16 protein-coding genes, 1 pseudogene and 1 riboswitch are annotated in these 24,458 nt (G+C 40.7%); of the genes and pseudogenes, 7 read left to right on the forward strand and 10 right to left on the reverse strand.

Annotated features, from left to right (window positions below; all coding sequences use genetic code 11):
* Positions 1–4 precede the first annotated feature (4 nt).
* From PVK79_RS01990 to PVK79_RS02005, 4 genes and pseudogenes are all read left to right on the forward strand, one after another.
* Positions 5–3,179, forward strand: a pseudogene (locus PVK79_RS01990) (efflux RND transporter permease subunit).
* 135 nt (positions 3,180–3,314) lie between these two features.
* Positions 3,315–3,405, forward strand: a riboswitch (cyclic di-GMP riboswitch).
* A 118-nt stretch (positions 3,406–3,523) separates the two neighbouring features.
* Positions 3,524–4,090 (forward strand): chitin-binding protein, encoded by a 567-nt coding sequence (locus PVK79_RS01995; RefSeq protein WP_145240240.1) that lies wholly within the window; start codon positions 3,524–3,526, stop codon positions 4,088–4,090.
* 102 nt (positions 4,091–4,192) lie between these two features.
* Positions 4,193–6,268: a S9 family peptidase gene (locus tag PVK79_RS02000; protein WP_257325207.1), complete on the forward strand. Its 2,076-nt coding sequence runs from the start codon at positions 4,193–4,195 to the stop codon at positions 6,266–6,268.
* Positions 6,269–6,316: 48 nt separating this feature from the next.
* The gene (locus PVK79_RS02005) at positions 6,317–6,715 is read left to right on the forward strand and encodes a hypothetical protein (RefSeq protein WP_182735014.1); all 399 of its coding nucleotides are present in this window, start codon (positions 6,317–6,319) and stop codon (positions 6,713–6,715) included.
* Here PVK79_RS02005 and PVK79_RS02010 read toward each other — a convergent pair whose 3' ends face one another.
* Positions 6,716–7,189 carry a Dps family protein gene (locus PVK79_RS02010; protein WP_257325208.1) on the reverse strand — a complete coding sequence of 158 codons (474 nt, stop codon included), beginning with the start codon at positions 7,187–7,189 and terminating at the stop codon, positions 6,716–6,718.
* A 349-nt stretch (positions 7,190–7,538) separates the two neighbouring features.
* On the opposite strand from PVK79_RS02010, the gene PVK79_RS02015 reads away from it, so the two are divergent.
* A complete protein-coding gene (locus PVK79_RS02015) occupies positions 7,539–7,748 on the forward strand; it encodes a hypothetical protein (protein WP_182730701.1) in 210 nt (69 codons plus the stop codon).
* Here the strand turns inward: PVK79_RS02015 and PVK79_RS02020 are convergent.
* Together PVK79_RS02020 and PVK79_RS02025 are read right to left on the reverse strand one after the other, a co-directional pair.
* On the reverse strand, positions 7,745–8,341 hold the full coding sequence (locus PVK79_RS02020; RefSeq protein ID WP_182735016.1) for a PGAP1-like alpha/beta domain-containing protein: 597 nt from the start codon (positions 8,339–8,341) through the stop codon (positions 7,745–7,747). The genes PVK79_RS02015 and PVK79_RS02020 overlap by 4 nt on opposite strands.
* Positions 8,342–8,369: 28 nt before the next feature.
* A complete protein-coding gene (locus PVK79_RS02025) occupies positions 8,370–8,906 on the reverse strand; it encodes a YaeQ family protein (RefSeq protein ID WP_145240254.1) in 537 nt (178 codons plus the stop codon).
* 90 nt (positions 8,907–8,996) lie between these two features.
* Here PVK79_RS02025 and ylqF point away from each other — a divergent pair, with 90 nt between their 5' ends.
* Positions 8,997–9,941, forward strand: coding sequence for a ribosome biogenesis GTPase YlqF (gene ylqF, locus PVK79_RS02030; RefSeq protein WP_182717516.1), 945 nt, complete (start codon positions 8,997–8,999; stop codon positions 9,939–9,941).
* 418 nt (positions 9,942–10,359) lie between these two features.
* Here ylqF and PVK79_RS02035 read toward each other — a convergent pair whose 3' ends face one another.
* The 7 genes from PVK79_RS02035 to PVK79_RS02065 all read right to left on the reverse strand — a co-directional run bounded on the left by PVK79_RS02035 (position 10,360) and on the right by PVK79_RS02065 (position 22,137).
* Positions 10,360–13,308 (reverse strand): DUF3857 domain-containing transglutaminase family protein, encoded by a 2,949-nt coding sequence (locus PVK79_RS02035; protein ID WP_257325209.1) that lies wholly within the window; start codon positions 13,306–13,308, stop codon positions 10,360–10,362.
* An 88-nt stretch (positions 13,309–13,396) separates the two neighbouring features.
* Positions 13,397–14,680: a sensor histidine kinase gene (locus PVK79_RS02040; RefSeq protein WP_257325210.1), complete on the reverse strand. Its 1,284-nt coding sequence runs from the start codon at positions 14,678–14,680 to the stop codon at positions 13,397–13,399.
* Positions 14,681–16,066 (reverse strand): sigma-54-dependent transcriptional regulator, encoded by a 1,386-nt coding sequence (locus PVK79_RS02045; protein WP_145240299.1) that lies wholly within the window; start codon positions 16,064–16,066, stop codon positions 14,681–14,683.
* A 66-nt stretch (positions 16,067–16,132) separates the two neighbouring features.
* Entirely contained in the window at positions 16,133–18,586 is a 2,454-nt protein-coding gene (locus PVK79_RS02050) for an ABC transporter permease (RefSeq protein WP_257325211.1), read from the reverse strand.
* Between the two features lies 1 nt (position 18,587).
* Positions 18,588–19,343 (reverse strand): ABC transporter ATP-binding protein, encoded by a 756-nt coding sequence (locus PVK79_RS02055; protein ID WP_182717512.1) that lies wholly within the window; start codon positions 19,341–19,343, stop codon positions 18,588–18,590.
* Positions 19,340–20,617, reverse strand: a complete 1,278-nt coding sequence (locus tag PVK79_RS02060) for an HlyD family secretion protein (RefSeq protein ID WP_257325212.1) — start codon at positions 20,615–20,617, stop codon at positions 19,340–19,342. The genes PVK79_RS02055 and PVK79_RS02060 overlap by 4 nt, the downstream gene beginning before the upstream one ends.
* 158 nt (positions 20,618–20,775) lie before the next feature.
* A complete protein-coding gene (locus PVK79_RS02065) occupies positions 20,776–22,137 on the reverse strand; it encodes a serine hydrolase domain-containing protein (protein ID WP_274804031.1) in 1,362 nt (453 codons plus the stop codon).
* A 451-nt stretch (positions 22,138–22,588) separates the two neighbouring features.
* On the opposite strand from PVK79_RS02065, the gene PVK79_RS02070 reads away from it, so the two are divergent.
* Entirely contained in the window at positions 22,589–24,235 is a 1,647-nt protein-coding gene (locus PVK79_RS02070; RefSeq protein WP_182717510.1) for a methyl-accepting chemotaxis protein, read from the forward strand.
* Positions 24,236–24,458: the final 223 nt, after the last annotated feature.

The following is a 24,458-nucleotide window of genomic DNA, read 5'->3' on the forward strand; positions in this document are numbered from 1 at the left end:
CGTTATGAGTAACACTGAACTACCAAATACACCAGACTCAACGGTTGAAAAGCAGACTGGTATTATTGCCTACTTTGCTAATAACTCTGTAGCGGCTAATTTAATGATGGTTTTCATTATAGTAATGGGGATCATTAGTTTTTTAACTATCCAACGACAAATGTTCCCGAACATTGAAATTAATTACATTACAATTAATGCGAATTACCCTGGCGCGTCACCGCAAGAGATGGAAGAAAGTATTCTCGTTAAGATTGAAGAATCTTTAAAAGATATTACCGAAATTAAAAAAGGTGTATATCGCGCATTTCGTAATGGCGGCAGCGCCCAGTTAGAAATCAATACTGATGCAGAGCTCACCGATGTACTGGATAAAATTAAGTTGCGGGTTGATGGTATCGCTACTTTCCCCGCAGGCATGGAGCCGGTCACCATAAGTCAAATAGAGTTTCGCCAAGATGTAATAGGCATGACATTAGTTGCCGACCTACCACTGAATGAGCTCAAACCGATAGCTAACCGCATTGAAGATGAGCTATTACAGCTATCAAACGTATCACTGGTGGTCAATGATGTACCACTGGATGAAATTGCCATTGAGATTGAACCAGACACATTACGTCGTTACAACTTAACCTTAAGCGAAGTCGCTGATGCTGTACGTCGTTATTCAGCCAACTTTTCAGCAGGACAATTAAAAACCGATGCTGGGGTTATTTCTGTACGAGTTGAAAACCAACTGTATTCATTCAGGTGAGGAGTTTCGCCAAATACCAGTAAAAATTGGTGATAACGGCGCTAAAGTTTTACTGCAAGATATTGCAATTATTAAGGACCAATTCACCGAAGGCGAACGTTACTTTAAGTTCAATGGTGAAAATGCCGTTTATTTATCAGTAAAAGCGACGGAAGAGCAAAGTATTATTCCTGTTGCGGATTCAGTTAAAGCGTTTATTGATCAAAAAAATAAAGACTTACCGCCGGGTGTCCGCTTAGAGCCATTAATGGATATGACCTATTACTTAAATGCTCGCTTAGATATGATGGTAAATAACCTGATCCAAGGTGCAATTTTAGTCGCTATTATGCTTTCTTTGTTCTTGCGCTTTAAGCTTGCGCTATGGGTAATGATTGGCTTGCCGGTATGTTTTTTAGGCGCCATGATGATGATGCCGTTGTTTGGTGTAACCATTAATATCTTGTCATTATTTGCCTTTATTATGGTGCTAGGGATTGTGGTGGATGACGCCATTGTCATCGGAGAAAGTGCCTACACCGAAATAGAGAAAAAAGGCGGTGGAGTTGTTAATGTCGTTAATGGCGCTAAAAAAGTCGCAACCCCTGCAACCTTTGGGGTGTTAACCACAGTTGCGGTATTTGCGCCATTTACGTTATCGACAGGCCCTGAAAGTGCATTCTTTTTTGGGATCGCAGTCGTGGTTATGTTGTGTTTAATATTCAGCTTAATAGAATCAAAGCTTATTCTACCTGCACATATTGCCCATACTAACTTCCCGCCAATTAAACCAGATAGCTGGCGAGCACGTTTTAATAAACGCTTTTTTGGTTTTGTAAATGGACCATATCGACGTTTTATAGTGCGTTGTGTAGAGTGGCGTTGGGCGGTACTGTTCTCGTTTATTTCATTACTGATCGTCACTTTTGCCTTGATTGCATCAAACAATGTGCGTACTGGTTTTATGCCGAAGATCCCGCATGACTATCCGCAGATCAACTTAGAGATGAATGATAATGTCTCTGATATACAAACCATTGAAGCAATTCGTGAAATCGAAGCTATGGTGATTGCCGTTGATAAAGAGACTGAGCGGGAATATGGTCAAAAACTAATTAGAGATGTACTTGTGTTTAACCAAGGTCGTACTGAAGCGCAAATACTTGCACCATTAGTTGAAGAGGATTTACGTCCTTATAACGCGTTTGAACTTTCTCGTCGTTGGCGTGAAGCGATGCCAACCATTGCTGGTGTTAAGTCGCTTATTATTTATGACGATGTGAATGCTCAAGGTGGTGGTGATGGTGAGTTTGGTTACTTGTTATATGGCTCAGATATCGACACTTTAAATGATGCCGGGCGTCGTTTTATTCAATTATTGCAACAACAAGACGGTTTGTTTGATATTAGCTCGACTATTGACCCTGCCAGCAAAGAAGTGCAAATGAGTTTAAAACCTGTGGCTTATGACCTCGGTTTAGACTTAGCCTCAATAGCAAATCAAGTTGGCGCAAGTTTTTACGGTGGTGAAGCACAGCGTGTTATTCGCCGTGGTGAAGAAGTGCGGGTGATGGTACGTTATCCAAAACTAACCCGTGAAGCGTTTTCATCGCTCAAGCATGCAGTTATCACCACACCGCAAGGTAAAGAAGTGTTACTTGGTGATGTGGTCGAGCTGACTGAAAAACCGGGCATTAGCTATATTCGCCGTGAAGGTGGTTATCGTACTGTGTATGTTTATGGCAATATCGACGAAGAAGTGATCGAGCCAAATGAAGTAATTACACAAGTAAAAGACAAGCTATTACCTCAACTAAAAGAAGAGTTCCCAAGCGTTAAATCAGAGCTTGGCGGTGCTATTGAAGAGCAGCAATCACAAGCTAATCAGCAAAAAATGTTCCTTTTTGGTGGCATGATTTTAGTATATATCTTGTTGGCTGTACCTTTGAAAAGCTATGCGCAACCTTTGATTGTAATGTCGGTGATCCCGTTTAGTTTGACGGGGGCTGTATGGGGGCATTATTGGTTTGGCTTAGATCTAACCTTAATGTCGGGCTTTGGTATCATTGCCGCAGCGGGTGTAGTTATTAATGATTCGCTGGTGATGACCGACTTTGTTAACCAAGCGCGCCGAGAAGGTATCGCGATTAAAGATGCGGTGATAGAAGCCGGTTGTGCTCGCTTTAGGCCAATACTACTTACCTCGATTACGACCTTCGCTGGTGTACTGCCAATAATGTTTGAAACCAGCTTGCAAGCTAAGTTTGTGATCCCAATGGCTGTCGCACTGGGGTTTGCGGTGATGTTTGCCACTTTGATCACATTATTACTTGTGCCGTGTTTGTACATCATAATGAGTGATGTAGGTAAGGTGTTTAAAGCTTTATTTAATGAAATTATGCTCTTATTTAAAAGTAAACAAGGGCCGCAGTTAGATCGTTAGTTTCAATTTGTTACTACGGACTTTAAAAGCCAATACGTAATGTATTGGCTTTTTTATTTTTACATACCTAAGTATTGGTTTTTATTGGCGGTTACATTCTTTAGTTTGATCTTTGAGCTATGTCACACTATACTCACGCTGTTTTGGCAAACTAACCGAAAGGTTAGGACGCAAAGTTTCCGGTCTAAGGTTTTAGCATTAAAACTAAGATAGCGGGGCCGTCGCACAGGGTAATACCAACCTCACTGTGTGTCATCAGCCCTACAATGTAGTTAAAAGTATTTCTTTTATCCAATAAATGCTGGATAGTACCTATTAGATATTCTTAAGGTGTTGCTTTGTTTATGCATACGTCATTGGCCTGTGGAAATTGGATGCCAATAGGTTGTCTAAATCATCATACCCAATTGTTTGTAGGTGATATGGTGACGGTGACTTTTTATGACACGCAAGGAGAGCTAGTCGATTTATCATTTCAATATGAAATTATCACCGAAGAACAAGGTGAGCCACATAATTGGCCACGCTTTGTCGCGGAATATATTAATACTCATATACCCTTAGTCGAAGCAGGAAGAATGACTGAGCAAGGTTTAGTGGTAGCTTATCGTTCAAACCAGATTTATGCACTCGAAGGTTGCGGGATTACTCGTGCGGAATTAACTTTTCAATGTATTGCTAAATGTGATGATTACCAGGTTGTTAAGCCCGCATATGATTATATCTATCCTGAAAAGTGTGGTGTATATAATGCGGGTGTAAAAGTATTACAGCCAAAAACAGGCTTAATTTATAAATGTAAACCTTGGCCTTTCAGCCAGTTTTGCAATGTGAAAGAAGAAAATAATCCACTTTACGAGCCCGGTGTTGGACAAAGTTGGCACCTTGCTTGGCAGCAAGTTTCCCCTTAATGCTATTTAGCATTTTTCGGCCCACTCATTGAGTGGGCTTTTTTATGCACTTTTGAAAATTATGTTAAACTCCAGCCATCGAAATTTTTTATTGGTTTTTCTGTGGCTCTATCAAACTTATCGTTGTCTTCACTTCCTAATGCTCCTGTTGCGCGTAAACAGCCGCACACGTTAACAACACACAAAAAAATACGCATTGATGATTATTATTGGATGCGTGATGACGAACGTACAGATCCAGCGATGCTGGCACATTTAGCTGCTGAAAATGACTATTGTGAACAGCAACTAGCGCCTATTCAGTCTTTTCAGAAGCAACTGTTCGAAGAACTAAAAGGGCGTATTGTTAAAGACGATAATACTTTTCCCGTTAAAGATGGCCAGTATTGGTATCACTCTGAAGTACGTGGCGATGATGAATATTCTCGCCATTACCGTAGTCGTCAGATAGATGCCGCAGATAAGCAGCTACTGTTAGATGTAAATATACTTGCAGAAGGTTTTGAATTTTATGAATTAGGCGAGGTGGCAATTAGTCCTAATGAACAATTGTTGGCTTACTCTGAAGATACCGATGGCCGTCGTATCTATACCGTAAAGTTTAAAGTTATTGATAACGATGATTTACTTGAAGATGTATTAGAAAACACCGAAGGGCAAATCGTTTGGGCAAACGACAATAAAACGGTTTTTTACGTAAAGAAAGACCTTAAAACGTTATTAGGTTATCAAGTTTATCGCCATGTATTAGGTACTAAGCAAGCGCACGATGTATTGGTATATGAAGAGCAAGATCGAAGCTTTTTTATGGGGCTTGGTAAAAGCCGTGATGAGGGGCTGATCATTATTGATTTAGCCACTACAGAAACGAACGATACTTGGGTGCTAGATGCTGATCAGCCGCAAGGAGTGTTTACTCAGTTACTGCCACGCGAAGAAGGGCATGAGTTTGATGTTGATAAACTCGGCGATACGTTTTATATCGTGACCAATTGGCAAGCTAAAAACTTTCGTTTAATGACGGCTAATACAAGTACCATTGCAGATAAAACACAGTGGCTTGAGCATACCCCTCATCGTGATAGCGTTTTATTAGAAGGCGTAGAGCTGTTTGACGATTTCTTGGTGCTTACTGAGCGCGAGCAAGGACAAACACGCTTTGTGGTCATTAATAAGCAACAGCAGCGTATGACCTTAGAATTTGATGATCCTTGTTATTATGCTGCCATTGCAATGAATCCTGAGCATGATACGCACGTAGCTCGTATTTATTACTCAAGCCTCACCACGCCAGGTTCATTATTTGAAGTAGACTTAAATAATGGTGATAAAACTTTATTAAAACAACAGCAAGTATTAGGCAGTTTTGATCCGCAAAACTATGCCTCTGAAAGGTTAATGGTAACAGCGCGTGATGGTATTAAAGTGCCCGTGTCGCTGGTTTATCGTAAAGATAGTTTTGCTAAAAATGGCACTAATCCACTGTTTCAATATGGTTATGGGGCGTATGGCATAACCATCGATCCGAGCTTTTCGAGTACCTCATTAAGCTTACTCGATCGTGGTTTTGTGTATGCCATAGCACATGTTCGTGGTAGTGAGATGTTGGGTCGTGATTGGTACGAGCAAGGCAAAAAACAACATAAGCAAAATAGCTTTAACGACTTTATTGATGTAACCAAAGCATTGGTTGAGCAAGGTTATGGTGCGCAAGATAAAGTGTTTGCTTCAGGCGGTAGTGCCGGTGGCTTACTAATGGGAGCGGTTGTTAACCAAGCGCCAGCGCTTTATTTAGGAATTGGCTGCCATGTGCCATTTTTAGATGTGCTAACCACCATGCTGGATGAGTCAATACCTCTAACTACCAATGAATACGATGAATGGGGTAATCCAAATGACCCTGCCTATTATGATGTGATTGCTCAGTATTCACCGTATGACAATATTACCGCACAGGCATACCCACATATTTTAGTGACTACCGGTTTGCATGATTCACAAGTGCAATATTGGGAGCCGATGAAGTGGGTGGCTAAAATGCGTGAATATAAAACTGACGATAATATTTTGGTGTTTAAAACCGATATGGATGCCGGTCACGGCGGAGCATCAGGGCGTTTTAAAAGCTTGGAAGAAAAAGCATTAGAGATGGCTTTCTTTATCAGTTTGGCTGATTAAGTGTGATTTTCTATTCAATTGAGTTTCACTATGTTTGGAGGTACTTATATGTTTAATGTGCATGGGCGCTGGGAATACTCAATTGAATCACCAACGATATATATCAAAGTGATTGGTTGTTTTAATCGAGAAGGTATACAGGCTTTTACCAAGGATGTATTTGCTGATTTAGCAAAGTTGCCGCCTCAATCTATTGAATATGCGGTGATTAATTTAGTTGAGTTTGAATTAGCGACCGCAGATAGCTTGGCGGTTGCAACTGAATACTTTCATGGTGTTAAAGCGCGCGGTTATAAACGTGTTGTTTATATTCAAGCAAGTGCTGTAGCCAAAAGTTTGCTGGAACATATCTGGCGTGGTAGCGATATGGATATACAATTTTACGATGATATTCCAGGTTACTTAGCTAAGCACCCGGAACATCTATATATTAAAACCTGGTTATGATTAATTTAAATATGCTTTAAGCATCCACACTAGCTTCTCTTGCTCAGTTATATAATCACTCATCAATGAAGCCGTACCTTCATCTTGTGCATTACTTGCTTGCTCTAAAATATCGCGCTGCATTTTAATTAGCGTGCTGTAACCAGCGAGTAAGTTTTCGACTGCTGCGACACCATCACTGATATTTTTTGCTTCTTTAATTTTGCTGATCTCTAAGTAATCAGAAAATGCATGCAGTGGTGCGCCATCAAGCGTTAAAATACGCTCAGCGACTTCATCTACTTTTAAAAGTAATAGGTTATAAATTTCTTCAAACTTGATGTGTAGTTCAAAAAAGTTGCGACCTTTAATATTCCAATGAAAACCGCGGGCATTCATATATTGAATTTGATAACTACTTAGCAGGGTATTGAGTGACTTGACGATATCTTCACTTTTCGCGCTGTTAAGACCAATTGCGTTTACCTGTGACATAACTTTTCCTTAATAAACTGATAAGATGTTTTCTAAACACTGAAGCAAGTATCAGCCATTTTTAGTAATCTGTAAAATGGTTAAAATCGATAACCTTAATAGATTTTACCTATTAGCCAACCTGCTGTAGTAATTAATTTGTTCGTACAATAGAGATGGGCTCCAATCTTTAAAAAACCACCCCAAAAATCAAAATAACCGCAAATCGTTTAATAAAAGCACAATAAGATGATCTAAAACAAGCTTTTATAGCAAGCTATTACATGGCGAGTGGTTATTTGATTTAGGTCAAAATTAACGTTTTTAGTCGGCGCATAATCAACACAGATAAATTTGATGGAGAGATAACATGCAGGCTAAAACACAAAAAGAAAGTAAAATGGAATTAGTTGTTATTGGTATAGCGTTGTTGGCATTTGTAGTTGGCTTAGTCGGCCATTTAGCAGGAGCAAGCTTTGCTAACTTTGATACCTTTGGTTATATCGCAGCGCCAACACCACTGATCTTAGCAATCATCGCATTTGTTGCCTATAAAGTGGCTGCTAGTGCAGAAGATTAAACCAGCAACTCAACAATATAATTCATCACTTGGCGTGAGTAGATCATACTGGTGTGACTTAAATGAAACACTTTATGTTCTGCCATGCCTTTGAGTTTGGTTTCATCAATTAATACCGTGCCATCTGATTGACTACCTTTGGCAATTAGCGGCATGAGGCCGATCGGTAAATCGCCAGCAATACTATAAAGCTTGGCATTAAATGGCCAATCACCATTTTCGGTCAGTAAAAATTCCACACTGTTTTTTAAAAATACATCAAAGCCTTTTTGCTGCATTCTGCGGGCTATATGGCTGCCTTTATGCGGTGTGCCTAAAGTAATAACTTTTGTTACGTTTTGGCTTTGTTGAGAATTTGCAGCAAGGTATGCGCGCGCCACCAGTCCGCCCATTGAATGACAAACAAGGGCCGTATTTTTATCATTAATAAAATTATCAATCTGTTTAAAAATAGCGGCGCGATCGGGAGACAATGTATTGTAAGAGAGGTTGAGAATATCCAACCCAGACTTTTCGAGCTGCGAGCATAAAGGGCGCATTACAAAGCCAGACATATACAATCCGTGTAATACCACAACGCGTTTAACAGTCATACACCCTCTTAATCTATTGAACCTACAATTACATTAATTGTACTGGTTTTATTTCAATGTTAACTGAATCAGAGCTCACCCATACATCACCATCTTGAATGGTAATAGTCAGCGATATATTGCGATCAACCAGCGCTGCCAGCGCTTGAGTTGTAGCAAAATCTAAACTAAAAATACTTAAATTTTTAAACTCATACAATTTAGGTTGATGCTTTTGCCACCAAATTGCTTGGTTGTTTTCACCATAAGTGTATAGCACCACTTTTTTAGCTTTATTACAGGCTTTTTTAACACGCTTTTCATCAGGTAAACCAAGCTCAACCCACAGCTCGATCTCATCGCTATAGCTTTTATGCCACAGCTCTGGTTCATCATCAGCCGATAAACCTTTAGTAAATTCTAAACCATCACAGGCATTAAGTGCATAGGCAAGCAAGCGGATCATCAAGCGTTGCTCGGTTTCTGAAGGGTGTTGTGCCAAGGTTAAATTAAAGTCTTGGTATACGTTGCGGTCCATATCGCTTAGCGATAACTGCGCTTTAATAATCGTCGATTTAAGAGCCATAACAGTTTATTTAAAAAAATTTGCGTCAGTATAGCGCAATTAAGGGCTGAGCCAGTTAAAATAGCCCGAAATTATCTGTAGGAGTTAAAAATGGCTATCCAGTGGTTCCCTGGGCATATGAATAAAGCCCGTAATGAAATTAAAGAAATAATGCCACAAATGGATGTGATCATTGAAGTGCTTGATGCGCGCATTCCTTACAGTAGTGAAAACCCAATGGTGGCGACGTTGCGTGAAGGTAAGCCGGTCATCAAAATTTTGAATAAAGCTGATTTAGCCGATCCTAAAATGACGCAAACGTGGAAGGATTACTTTGAGCAAGAAAATGGCGTAAAAGCGATTGCGTTTGGTAATGATAAAGCGGCTGAAGTTCATCGTATTAATGAACTGTGTAAAAAATTAGTGCCGCATAAAGTTGGTGCTGATAAGCAAATTAAAGCCATGATTATGGGTATTCCTAACGTGGGTAAATCTACGTTAATTAATGTGTTAGCGGGTCGTATTGTTGCGAAAACAGGCAACGAACCGGCGGTTACTAAAGCGCAGCAACGTATTAAGCTTGAAGACGGCATCATGCTTTACGACACACCGGGTATGTTGTGGCCAAAAGTTGAAAATGAAAACTCAGGCTACCGTTTAGGTGCTACAGGTGCAATACGTGATACCGCACTTGAATATGAAGAAGTCGCTAGTTACACCGCGGAATATCTATTGCGGGCGTATCCTGAACTTTTAAAAGCGCGTTATAAAATTGATGAATTACCTGAAAATGATTGGGAATTTGTTGAAATGGCGGGTAAAAAGCGTGGTTGTATTCGTGGTGGTAACCAAATTGATACTTATAAAATGTCAGAAATTCTAATTAATGAATTACGCGATGGCATAATTGGTCGTATCACTATGGAAACTCCAGCTATGCGTGAAGAAGAAGAAGTGATGGTTGCAGGGCTTCGAGCTGCGGCTGAGGCTAAAAAAGCCGCTAAAGAAGAAGAGAAAAAACAACGTCGAGCACGAGCACGTAAAAACCGCCGGTAATTGTTTTTCCACTGGTTAGCTCACTAAATTACAGACATAAAAAAAGCCCGTAAGGGCTTTTTTAGTTTCATATCTACCGTCACCGATATGAGCAATGTAGCAAGTAAAATAGTAGGGCGGTTACCTGTCACCAACATCAAGGGGCGTTGCGGTTAGTAACAGGTAACCTTAGCTGTTTACGTGCGCCACACGTGTTTCAGGGTCGAGAAACAAATCAGTTTATTCCGTACAAGTCGTTGTGCTTTGCGTCTTGTTGATATTGATTATCAGTTAGATCTTATGATCTGTCAACACCCATTTGCAAATAATTCTCATTTATTTTATTTGCTGATAAAAACAACAAATAAAGCACTTTGTTGGCATTAATATTACACAGCCCGACTTCTTGCTGATATTAGATTATTTTGCTTGCTAATGCTTATGGCGTCTTATTACTTTCAATGCGGTTATTTATTTGTTCTACCAATTCTTTATCTTTGCTTCCTTCGCTATTAACTATAAGTAAAAAGTGCTCGCCTTGTTTGTCGATAACTTTAATCACTGTATTATCAAGTTGTGTTCTGCCATAAGTGACTTCGACGCTAGTAACATCCTTAAAGTGTTTTAAGTTTGATTCAAGTTGGCCTTGTTCATTTTGCCAATAGCTAAAAATGTAGTTGTCGCTTATACCATTGCCGTCGTTACGAAAATCTACCCACGCATCGCTGTAAAAATATAAAACATCTTCATCAATAGGTACTAATTGATGGCGTTTTAAGAATTGCATTTGAAATGACCACAATTTATCGCCTTTTACGATAGCGGTACTCGGTAATAAATAGACTTCTTCCAGTAAGCTTAAAAATAAAATAGGTACCCAGATTATGGCGATAACTATATTTCTTACTCGCCATTTAGAATTGTATGCAAGTGCGTCAGATGATTGGTTTAGGTGTTGAATGTAATTAACTAATGGCAGCCATAAAAATGGCAGGATACAAATAGCTATAGTAGTTGCTTCGTCAATACGGGTCATGAGACTAGCCAAAATAACCAGTAACCACGCAATAATTGCCAAGACGTTTGGCATGATTTTATTTTTATTGTGCTGCGTTTGGCTGTGTGCAACTAGTTCTAAATATAAAGAGTAATAAAAAAATATCGCGAAAATCCCGCGAGCAATCGGCATGATATGACTATTTTGCTGTATTTTAATTGCTTTCCAGTTGCGATAACTCCAGTAGTTAATAAAAAGTCCTAAAGTAAAAATACTATAAAGAATAAACTTTGCATTAGTAACTGGGTAAAACTGCGCATCACTAAATGTTGGGCGCTTTGCTGACTCGATACGCCATGCCACAATAAAAAATATCAGTGCGAGCAGGTAAGCAAGTAATACTACAATGATCCAATTATCGTTTAAATCAAAACTGCTAGTGGTATCTGCAGTTACATATTTAACAATGCCAAACTGCGCATTGTCGATTAGCTTGTCTCGTTCGCTCAGGTACAGTTTAATCTGATCAGCTGGAATATGATCTTGTTTGGCGCTAAATGAAAAATCGAGTGTTAATATATTGTCCGTAAAGTGGATATTCTTTTTGAAATTAAAGAACGCATTATCAATTTCACTTTGCTTATTATCAAAGTGCCAATTTGGTTCTTCAAATTTTATTTTAATCGTTGTTTCAATATTATTTGGGTACTTAAAATACAGCGGCGTTGTGCGATTAATTTGATCGGGTTCGTAAACGCTATTTTGTATCTCTGAGGCATAAAAGTCAGCTCTGAGTCCTTCGTCGTCAGGTTGCCAAAAATCATTAATAAGGTAAAACTCGTCACTTAACAGCTCGCCGTTATTTGTATTCTCAGTTACCGTCATCGGCTTATCAATGGTTATGCCTTGAAAATAGCCTTGGTAATATTCTAGGTAATCTTTCGCTATTTTATCGAGTCCATTGCGGGCTAATGAACTGCGTCTATTTACAGCATCAAACTGGCTATATATGTAACTAGTTTGAAATGTTGTTGGCTGTTCAGGTTTAAGAGCTATGGTGTAGTTATCATGCGTTTTAATTGTAATACCATCGACAGGGGGACTCATTTTTGTAAGCTGTTGCTCAAAAGGTTTAACAATCAATGCATAACCATAATTTGGTTGTGCTAAATGCGCTAAAGTTCCGGTTTGATAGTTTATTGTTGGATCTAGCCAATAACGTTGACCTGCATGCTCAAGCGTGACAATGACATGATCAAATATTTGTGCTGAGGCTGGTAGTTCAATTAACCGTTTACCTTCGTCAGTGTTCACTAATGCAGGATAGGCTTTGATCCCCATTGCTTTAAGTAATGAAATTAGCAGTACGGTTTTGTCTTTACAATCACCATAACGAAGTGCCAGAGTTTCAGATGCCGACGTTGGTTGGTGGGAGTTAGTACCCATCTCCAAGCCTAAATAACGAACCTCGTCTTGACTGAATTTTAATGCAGCGGCGATACGATCGGAGGCTTGTGGATTATGCATGGCTATTTCATCGGCAATGAGTGTTACAGGATCTGTTACTTCTATTGCGGATTGATATAAAGGGGCTGCCCAGTTAGCAACTTCCTGCCATGATTTTAATTCAGAGAAAAAAACCTGTTTATACGGGTTATACCAATATGGTGTTTGGCTTGAAGATGTGATTGTTGCTTGATTGTGTAAGCTGATTTGATAGTCATGACCAACAGCGAGCGGGGTGTCTTTTATGTCAACCTCGCCGTTAATTGTATTGATATAAAGTGGTGTGGGTTTTTGCCATAACACACGCATAAATTGTTGCGCCACCGGTACCGACCAGTTTAATGTGCGAGACGCGCTAAAATGTTGGTAAATAGGGTTGCGGCCAGTAATCGTAAAGCTGTAATCGAGCTGGTCGTTAATGCGCATATCATCAACAATAATATTTAAACTTAGGCTGCCGTTGTAAATTCCATTGGCTAATTCGGTTTCTCGTTGTAAGACCTTAAATTGTGCGCTAGCGAGTTTATTTATGTATTGCCCATCTCGGATAAGGCCAAGACTATTGAGTGTGAGGGTTTGATAACTGGGATCAAAGTCTAAATTAAGTTGGCTAATGTAATCGATGCCAGTTTGGTTCACCGCCTGCATCACAGTACGCGTGTAGCGCTGCTGAGGATGTTGAGCAGATACTTTTATTTGGGTATCAAGTAATCGGTAATAAGTACCATCGACGATTTGGTTGACTGGGATTTCCGTTTTAATCAGTGGCTGTTGTTTCACCCAATCATCTGCAGCTTGGATTTGGTATTCTTGGCTGGTGCTATAAAAACTTATAACTAAAAAACACACACTGAGTGTGAGGCTCGTTAATTGAGTCCATTTCATTATTGTTCTTCTTTTTGGCTGGTTTTAAGTGTCCCTATTGTTGTTAGATTACCAAGCTATGGCTTATAAGCCAATAAAATACAGGGCATTATCTTGGTAAGGTAACTAATACACGAGTACCTTGACCTTCAGGATTGGCTAATAATTGTAACTGACCACCTTGATTACGAATGAGTTCGCGGCTGATCACTAAACCGATCCCTGCGCCTTGCGCTTTTGTTGAATAAAAAGGCACAAATAGGTTTTCAGGATTTGTAATACCAGTGCCGCTATCGAGCAGCTTAATAACAACTTTATCTTTATGTTGTTGCCAGCTAAGAGTAGGTGCGCTTCTACCTCCGGCTTCAAAGGCATTTTTAATTAGGTTGATCAGTGCTTGTTCTAACTGGCCTAAATCTACATTGAAGTGCTGAGGTTCAGTTGCTTGAATAACTAACTGTGGAAATAAGGCATGTAATCTCAGATTGATTTGTTCTGTGGTTACGGCTTGCTTATTAGCGGCAGGCAGCTGTGAAAAGGCACTGTAACTGGCTACAAAGTCGAGCAAGTGCTGGGCGCGTTTTTCAATCACTTGTAGCATGTCGCTGGCTAAATCAGGTGCATTACTGATCTGTCCTTGCTGCTTCATGATCTGAAGAGACTGACTCATTGAGTAAATCGGTGTGAGGGAGTTTCTAACTTCATGATTAAGTACGCGTATTAATCGCTGCCATACTTGTTGCTCGTTGCTACGTAGTTGTTGCTCAATCGAAAATAATGTCAGTAATTCGTAGCTTCGCCCTGCACGCCAAAATGTTTGTGATGAGATATGAAAACGCTGCTCAAAACATGAATCATCATGTTGTTGCCACATGCCTTGGTTATATATGAGGCCGAGATTATTTGCTGTTAAACCTGCAGCGTCAGGAGTGGTTAAACTATTTAAGAATGCTTGATTAGTGAAATAGACTAATCCGTGCGGGTCTAAAATAACAATGGGTAAATCAAGCATGCCAACAAACTCAAATACAAACTCTTCGGTTTGTATGTAATGACGTTTATTTTTAGCAATTTTGTTACTGAGTTTATTAAAGTCGGCTTTTAAGCTTGTAATGCGCCCACCTTGGTATTTGGCTAAGTGCCAGCTATTGCTTTCGTTATTCGCAAGGGCATCAAGTTGTAAGCCAAACCGATCGAGTACATCAGTAACTAGCCGATAACTTTTTAGCGCCGCAAGTACCGTTAGAGTGACCAACGGCAATAATATACTGATACTGGCAAACCAATCTAAATCCCAGCTGATCGTAAGCAAAATACATAACGTCAGCAGGATAAAAACCATCAAATAAAGGTAGCGTTTAAGGTGCTGTTCAAGTGACTGGTTGGTTGGCATTTAACTGTCTGCTTCTTTTAAATCAAGCTGATGCTTATCGATGCGCCTGTAAATAGCTGATTTACTTAATCCTAAAAATTCCCCAGCAGCAATAACATTGCCATTAAATTCAGCCAGTGCTTTTTGGATCATTTGTTTTTCTAGCTCCTCCAGCGGTAATAGCGGTAATGATTGATTGGCTGCTGCGCTATGGCTGATGCTTGCTTCACTACTGGGTTGTGCAAGAATTAAATCACAGGCGCCAATATTGTCGTTGTCGCTCATAATCACGGCTCGCTCAACACAATGGCTAAGCTCTCTTACATTACCAGGCCAATGGTACTGGGTAAGCGCCAGCGTCGCTTCGCCAGTCAGTGTCATGCCGCTGCGCTGATATTTTTTACTGTGTGTTGCCAACAAGTGATTAGCCAGCTCAACGATATCTTCCGGGCGTTCGCGCAGGGGCGGAATGTGTAATTCAATGGTGTTGAGTCGAAACAGCAAATCGCGGCGAAATTCGCCCTCTTCAATCGCTTTGGCAAGCTCTGCATTGGTTGCAGCAATAATACGAACGTCGGCAATTTTGGTTTGACTGGAGCCGAGCACTTCAAATTCTTGGCTTTCGAGTACGCGCAGCATTTTACTTTGCAACTCCAGCGGCAAAGTGGCTATTTCATCTAAAAATAAGGTACCGCTATTGGCTATTTCAAAGCGGCCTAAGCGGTCTTCTTTGGCATCAGTAAAAGCGCCTTTTTTATGACCAAATAATTCACTTTCAAATAATGATGGGGCAATAGCACCAATGTTTACGCTAACGAAGCGTTGCTCACTGCGGTTTGAATGTTGATGTATGTAATGTGCTAAGAGGCTCTTGCCAGTGCCATTTTCGCCAGTAATTAAAATGCTGGCATTGGTTTGGGCTGCGCGTTTAGCTCGGGCTAATAACTGTTGCATAGTGGCTGACAGGGCAATGTAATTAGCATCGCTGGTGCTATGCAATGCTTTTAAACAAGCATTGTCGTGGTTGGTTTTTTGTTGTTTCAGCTGCTGTTGTACCACCGCAGTTAAGCGCAGGTTGTTCCATGGCTTTTCAACAAAATCGACCGCACCCAACTGCATGGCTTTTACAGCAACATCAACGCTTGCCCATGCGGTCATGACTACCACCGGGATATTAGCGCTCAGGGTCTGCAGTTGTTGTAAAAATCGCAGTCCTTCAGCGCCGGATGTGGTGTCGAGTTTAAAGTTCATATCAAGCAAAATAAGGCTTATAGCTGTGCTGCTGATTATTTCCAGCGCCTGCTCTGGGCCTTGTGCTTCAATGCACTGATAGCCAATTTGATTTAATGCCACGATGGCCGCCATGCGTACATCGGCTTGGTCGTCGATAACTAAAATTGTGTCCATTTTGTTCTTCTTGTTTCAAGCAAAAGCAAATTGCTTTACTTTTGCTTGGTTATCACATCATATTGCTTAGTCGTTACGAAGCGCAGCCATGGGTTTTGCTTTAATTAACAGTAATAATGGCCTAAAACACGCGAACATGGCAATAATTAAGGTAATTGTCCATGCCATTAATTGCAGCCGGACATCCATGATTAGCCATGACATTAGCTGTTCTTGAAGTATAAAATAACCAGCTAACACGGTTATTATTGCAAGGGCAAAGCCAACCAGCACAGGGATCACCGCCTCTTTGCTCATTAATTTAAGTAAGCGTATCTTTTTAGCGCCGAGCGCCATGCGAATACCAAACTCATAACGGCGCAGACCTAGGTTATAGCTCAGCACGCCAAAGATACCTATTGCTGCTAATAATAGAGTAAATAATGCCAAGGTACTACACAGTGCTACTGTTAGGTGGCTCATATACAATAAATCATCGTACTCTTGTTGTAAGTCTCTAAATTGCCATAAAGTTAAGTGACTATTGGCTTTTCTTAATAAACTTAAAACTTGCTTGCTGGTCAGCTCAACACCTTGCTCTGTTTCAATAACAAACATATAGCTCCAAGGCTGTGCGGGCCACCACATGTGCCGACCAAATGATTCGTCGTAGTATTTAGGATGGTTAAAGTCCTCCGTTATGCCGACAATTTCAAACATTTTATCTTCAAGGCCTTTGTAGCTTTTACCGATAACATTTGTGTACTCCTGGTCGGCTAATAGCCATTTAGCGACACTGATAGATACCAATAACTCGTTAGTTTCACCGCGCATTGCTTGCTCACTAAAAGTACGCCCAGCGAGTATTTTTGTGCCCACTAAATCAAAGTAATCAGGCCCGACCCACTGGCTTGGAAAGAAGATTGAGCTTTTACCTGCAACATCGGTCAGAGTATTGGCATTTTGCCTTGCGGATACTGGGCTTTGCCCAAGAGCAACATCTTTAATGCCTTCGCTATTTTGTAATACTTTTTGATACTGCTTAATTTGCTCGTAGCGCTCAGCCAGTGTTGCATTGTTATTGGTTTGAAATAACTGTGCAAAGTACAGGTTTTCAGTGTCGCTACCCAGTGGGCGATTAATGGTGTCGAGTGCTTTGCTAACAATCATAATTGAAAAGCTAACTAATAAGGCTGCCACAAACATTTGTGTGCCAATTAGTATACGCACAGTACGACCAGATACTTGCGACACGCCGCCTTTACCACTGTTTTGCATTTGGCTATTTAAGGTTTTGTAGTTAACTAAACGTGCAGTGATCACTGAGAATATGTACGCTAAAGCAATACACATAACTACCGCTATCAGCACCAAATTAAGGTCAACAGCCAAGCTGTTCACCAGTGGCAAGCGTCCTTCTGCAAGTACTTTGAATAACCGAATACCCCAAATAGATAAAAACAGTGCAATGCTGACCGATATACTCATTAAAATGAGTGATTGCAGTAAAATGCTGCCAAATAAAGTTTTACGTTTTGCGCCCAGTACAGCTTGCAGCGCTAAGGTTTTATGCTGTGCTAACGCGCGTGAAAAAAACAAGGTGCTGACGTTTAGTACAGCGATGACCAATAGCCCTACCGCGCCTGCAAGCATCATTAAACTAAGTTGATCGTTATTGCCAAGCTCAACTTCACGATACGGTGTTACAACGGGCTTTACATCAGTAATGCCGCCATTATTGAGCCACTCAGATTTAATGTTATCAATTTGGGCTTTTAAGTCGGTTTTTACTTGCTCGTTAGTGACGCCAGGCTTTAATACTGCAATCAGTTTTAAGTTTCTAAACGTGTTGGTCCACGGGCTTTGCCAGTCATCATTATGGAAAAATCGACGGTCAGAACTGGTTGGATACCACACATCAACAGAGCCCGCTTTAATCATGTAAGGTGGGCTGAAATTAGCCGCTACAACCCCCGTTATTATATGCCCATCACCTTCAATCTCACTGGCTGTTTTTAAGGGCTTACCAATTACATCAGGGTCACTATTAAAATGTTCTTTCCAGAACTTCTCTGAAATGACCGCGCTATTATCAGCTTCTTCTAAAGTTCCGCCCTTTTTAAAGCCATGTCCGAGTAAAAAAGGAGTATGTAGGAGCTCAAAATATTCACCACCGACATACAGCACATCCTTTTTTGGTTGGCCGTCTAAGTATAAAAAAACATTCTCAGCGGCATTCATCATAAAAGCTTGCTCAAAGCTTTGATTGTTTTTAAGCCAGTGCACCATCGATTGATAACTTTGAAAGCCAACCGCATCGTAGTCGTCATAGGTTAGGCTTTGCTCAACCACCACCATGCGGGTTTCGTCAAATACATCAAGGGGTTTTAAAAAGTAACTATTTACTAGGCTTAGCACTACAAATAACGTCGCGAGAGTGAGCGCCAAGGTGGCTACAACGGCGGTAACAAACCCCGGTGCGTTCATCAGTGATGCCCACGCCAAGCGCAGTTGACTACGTGTTTTAGTTAAACGGCTCATGTTAAATCACCTCGGCAGTATCAGCGGATACAGCGCTGGTATTTTCAGTGTGCGTATCTTGGCGTGCTTGCGAATACGAGATAATTTCGCCATCGAGTAGTTTTAGCTGAGTTTTTGCGCGTCCTGCGTAACGTAAATCATGGGTTACCATACAAATGGTAGTGCCTTTTTGATTCAGTGCGTCGAGCAAGTCCATCACTGCATCACCATTTTTAGAGTCAAGGTTACCGGTTGGCTCATCAACCAATAAAATACTGGGTTTACCGGCAAGGGCGCGGGCAATAGCAATACGTTGTTGTTGCCCACCAGAGAGCTGATTAGGTTTATGTTGGGCGCGGTGCCCCATTTCAACCTCATCAAGAGCATGCTTTACTGCGCTCTGAATATCAGCTTGGCTCATAGCAGGTTCACGATAGGTCAGCGGCAATGCTACATTATCAAACACCGAGAGTTCATCTATTAAATTAAATGACTGAAAAATAAAGCCAATATGTAAATTACGCAGCTCTGCCTGTTGGTCCATGTCGAGGGTTTTGGTATCGACGTTTTTAATAAAATATTGCCCCTCAGTAGGGCTGTCTAGCAAGCCAAGTAAAGATAACAGCGTTGATTTACCACAACCTGATGGGCCACTAATACAAATATAATCGCCTTGATTTATTTCAAGGTCGATATTTTTGAGGGCGTAGGTTTCAACATTTTGGCTGCGATAAACCTTGGCGATATTTTTTAATGAGATAAGTGTATTGGTGTTCATAAACTTTCCTGTTCTATTTTTATAGTTGCCAAATGCTGCCATTTAGAGAGATCTGAAATGATCAGCTGTTCACCCACTTTTGCGCCGCTCAAAAGCTGAATTTTGTTATCACTGAGTGTACCAAATTCAATTTTAGTTGGGCGTGCTAAATGAGTGGTCGGATTGAGTTTGAAAAGCATGGCTGCGGAATTGGCCTGAGCTTTTATGGGTAAGTTGATGGTCAGTGCATTAGGTATAACGTGACTTATTACATAACCTTCGATACTTAAATCGGGGCGCGCATTAGCAGGTAAGGGACCTGTTAAATCAAGCTCTATCATTACACGACCATCACTGACGATTGGGTCAATACGGGTCACCGTTGCGGTTACCTCGTTGTTTTCAGCTGCACTAAAGGTGTTTACTTTAGCTGGCATATTTAACGCTATTTTTTCAGCATCGCTTTGTTTAATGCTTAGCTCTGCTTTGAGCGAGGTATCGGAGCCCACTACCGCAAGACGAGTGCCTGAGGGGAGGTTTTGGCCGAGCTCAACATTAAGCTCTTGCAGCATGCCATCAATGCCGGCGGTGACTTGTAAGTCATCAAAGGCTTGCTGTTGTACTTGATAGTTCAATTCAAATTGGCTTAGTAGCTCTTGTTGAATTTTACTGCGCTGATGGTGCATATCAGCTAATTGGACTAAGCGTTGCTTTTCAATATCAACACGTTGCTCTAGCTGCTTCACGGTTAATAAACTGCGCTTGTAATCAAGGCTTGAAACAATGCCTTGCTCGATTAATTTACTTTCGGCCTGGGCACGCAGTTGGGCACTTTCAAGATCGCTTTTTAGAATAGTCAGGCTTGCTTGGCGCTCTAATAACTGACTTTTTTGATTGATTATTTGTTCGTTAGCGCTGGCTTTTTGTCTTGCCAATTCGAGCCGTGCGACTGATAAACGTTGCGCTTGTAGTGGATTTACCAGGGTTAAAATAACGGTGTCTTTATTAACGCGGGTGCCGGGGTATACATGAATAGCTTCGACCATGGCGCTATCGGTATTGGTTAAATAACGCTGATACTTTGATTTTAAACGGCCAAAGCCACGTATTTTTATTACAAAATCAGCTTGAGTTACGGTGGCTATTTGCAGTTGATTAGCCGCCAATGTGGTAGGTGCTAGCCATGAGTAAATCAGCCAAATAATAAGCGCTATGCTAATAAGTAAGGTACCAAATATGAGTTTTTTACGCTGACTCGGTTTGGTGCTGCGTTTTAAGGTGCTATCTATATCCATAGGTTATATTTCTTTATATTTATAACTAATAAACACGGTAGCGAGGAGTGTGCCAAAATTTAAGTTGTTGATTGTAATTGTTTTTGTGTTTTTTGTTAATGCAGTTTTTCCCACTTCTGGGATGTATAAATCAAAAGTGGGATAATTTAAAAGCGAGTTTACTGATTAATTTTTGCTAATTTAGTCAGCTGCTTTTTCGCATGAGTATTATCAGGCTGGAGTTTAAGTACATGGTTATAATTGGCGATTGCTTGTTGGTGGTCACCGAGATACCAGTACACTTCTGCTAAGCTATCAAAGGTATTGTAACTATGTGGATAAAGGTGCGTGTTAAGCTTAAAAACCGCTAACGCTTCATTGAGTTTGTCTTGGTTAATAAGCGAATAACCCCATAAGTTAATATTGTTTTCGGTAAATTGAATCTGCTCATCTTTACTTAATTGAGCGGCAGCTGTAATTGCATTTCCATAGCCTTGTACTTCAAGAACTTGCCATAAGCGTTTAATATTTTTGGGTAAACCAAAGCCATTCTCTTGTTTCATTTGCGGGATATAGAAGCCTGCAATTTCATCTACAAATTGCGATGGCAGTGCGCCAATTAAGTTAGTTAAGATGACAATTGACATATTATCTTTAGGATAAACAAAGATACCCGCTCTGTTACCACCTACCGCAGCTAATGCAGGATGCTCTTCTCGGCCCATAACTGGCCAGCCAAGACTGTAGCCATTTAAACGCTGATTAAAGCCTTGAGTATGACCGTTTTTTAGGCGGGTCGGGGTCCACATTTGCTGAATACTTTGTGCACTAATAAACTGATTTGTTTGTAATGCCACTAGCCAATTTGCTAATTCTGTTGCTGTTGAGGCCATGCCTGCGGCGGTTTGTAACAATTCAGAGAAAATGGCTTCTCTGGAATTTATAAGTTCATTACCTTGGTTTTCGTATCGTCTAGCCGAGTGCTTTACAACATTGTTGAGATTGCTAAAGCCCGCTTCAAGTGTTCTGCTCATTTCAGTTTTCTGTAACTGATTTTTCGCTATGAATTGCTGAAATGGGATCCCCGCTAGCTTGTTAATTAACTGACCAATAATGACGTAGTTTGTTTGGTTATATTTAAAACGAGTGCCGGTTTCGAATTCTAATGGCTTAGTTTGTACTTGTTGCCACGCATCATCGGGTCCTTGATCTGAGATTAAATTAGCAATTTCATCTTTTATTATGTCAGGTAAGCCTGAGGTATGGCTCATTAACTCTCTTGTTGTTATAGCGTGCCACTGAGTTGGCAGCTCTGGTAGGTAAGTAGCAATAGGCGCATCGAGATCAAATTTCTTTTGCTCAACAAGCTGCATTAGAGCTACACCAACAAAGGCTTTTGTTGCAGAATTAATCGCAAATAGAGTATTGGCATCAACGGCAATATTATCTTCAATATTTGCAACTCCGTAGCTGGCAACTTTAATTACTTTATTATCTCGAACAACAGCGAGTTGTAACCCCGGAATATTTCTTTTTTGCATTAACTCAACAACCCATTGGTCGAGCTCATCTGCATGTGCTGAAAAGGCGCAGAAAGCAGCCGATAGAAGGGTTATGGCTGGTAGGATTAATTTCTTTCCTAATTTTTTGCAAGCTGTGTACACGATGTTGTCCTTAGTGTTCATTTGTATCTATTTTTTGCTTAGATAGTTTTTGATGTGAGCACTAAAGCGAGGAGTATGCCAAAATATAAGGTGTTGAAATTTATGTTTTTTGTGTTTTTCCGGACTTGGAAAATTCCCATTTATGGGAATTTCAAACTAAAAGTGGGAGTGTGGCTTATAGGGCTTAATAAATATACTTGGAATGGTCGTGGCTATTAGGTTTTTTAATTCTTTTTGTTCATTTAGTTTATTTGTTTTTTCAGGTACATAGCGCTATTTTTCTTTTAAACAGACCCTCCCATTGCCCGCAAACTGATAAGTGATAAAAATGAGCCAATTTATAAATAACCTTAGCTTTCGAGTTAAATTTGCTATTCCTGTCGTCGTCGCCTTAGTTATTTTTTCGGTGTTGTCGGGTTACGTGTTGTATACGTTTAAAGAGCAAGCTCGACTTAACAGTTTTATAAGCTTAGAGGTGCGAACGGTGCTGGACGATCTTGAAGACGGCTATCGTGATCTCTTTCAGGTGAAAACGGCAGGTTTGAGCATGGTGCTAGGACAAGGCGACAAACAAAACTATATAGTACAGCTTGCAGAGTACCGAGATAATATAGTTCGTATCGACGCGCGCCTTTCTAGCCCATTAAAGCTGGTGAAGTCTGGCTACATTGATGCGATCAATGCACAGCGGGTTACGAATATCAAAGCCGATGTCGCTATTTGGTCTCGTTACTACCAAGCACTTTTTAGTGATCACCAGCTTGCGGCTAGTTACTTAGCTGAGCATAAACAAGATATGGAAGCAGTGTTAGCGCGTATTCGCAAAAATGTTACTAGCATGCGTGATGAAATAGATGCCAAACTTACAAATTCTTTAATTGAAGTAACCGCTAATCAAGAGTCTGCTAGCTTTGCTTTGCAGTTTGGTATTGTATTGAGCTTTGTTTTATCAATAGCTGCAACTTGGCTGCTGTCTACCGTTATTTTGGCGCCGTTAAAGAAAATGCAGTTAGCATTAGAAAACATAGCTAGTGGCCAAGGCGATCTCACGCAACGGTTAAACAGTGAGTCAAACGATGAAATGGGTGCGCTTGCGCGTTCGTTTAATACCTTTATCAGTAAAATTCATAACACAGTATTGGCGGTTGTCGGCTCGGCTGAACAGGTGCGCAATGAAACTGAAAGTTTGCGCATTATTACTGCAAGTGTATTAAGTGAAGCCAGTAATCAGCAAATAGAAAGTGAGCAAGTGGCAGCTGCGGTAAATGAAATGAGCACGACCAGTGATAACGTAAGCCAAAACGCTAATGATGCGGCCAGTGCCACAAGTACTGCTAATAATGATGCCAATGTAGCAAAAGCCACAATTGAAGAAACCATTTCGTTAATTAATCAACTGGTGACCGACATTTCGGCATCGAGCGACGTAATAAACACCTTAGAGCAAGATGTAATGAATATCGCCACTGTGCTTGATGTTATCCGTGGTATTGCTGATCAAACAAACTTGTTAGCGCTAAATGCGGCCATTGAAGCCGCGCGCGCGGGTGAGCAGGGGCGAGGCTTTGCGGTCGTTGCTGACGAGGTGCGTTCATTAGCGAGTCGCACGCAAGATAGTACCGGAGAGATCAACGCCATGATTGAAAAGCTCCAACAAGGCACCAATCAAGCGGTTGGTGCAATGCAAGCCAGTACCAAAAGCGGTCAACAAACGATTGAGCACTCTCGCGGTGCCGCGCAATCGGTGCAGCGTATTAATGACGCAGTTACCATTATTAACGATATGAACATGCAAATTGCCACCGCTGCCACGCAGCAAAGCCAAGTGAGTGAAGATGTGAATATCAATGTGCAACGTATCGCTACATCAAGTGGCAATATGCTAGACAAAGTGGATCAGGCTGAGCGTGCATGCCAAGCATTGGCACAGCAGTGTCAACAGTTAGACAACCTAGTAAGCAACTTTAAAGTATAAGTATTATCAAGGGGGTGAATTATTTATCATCCCTTAAGATGCCTCTTTTAGCTAAACTTCAATAAATAATCAATTACTATCAACGAGTTATTAAGCTGTAGTTTTGTGCATATTGTGCGTGATTTTTATGCGCTAAATGCATTTTAAGCAGATCAATGCAGCTTAAATTCTAAACATTTCGTTAATCTGACGTTAACACTATGCTCGAAGACAGATAGCAGTG

The organism is Pseudoalteromonas rhizosphaerae, assembly GCF_028885455.1.
Lineage (GTDB): Bacteria > Pseudomonadota > Gammaproteobacteria > Enterobacterales > Alteromonadaceae > Pseudoalteromonas > Pseudoalteromonas rhizosphaerae.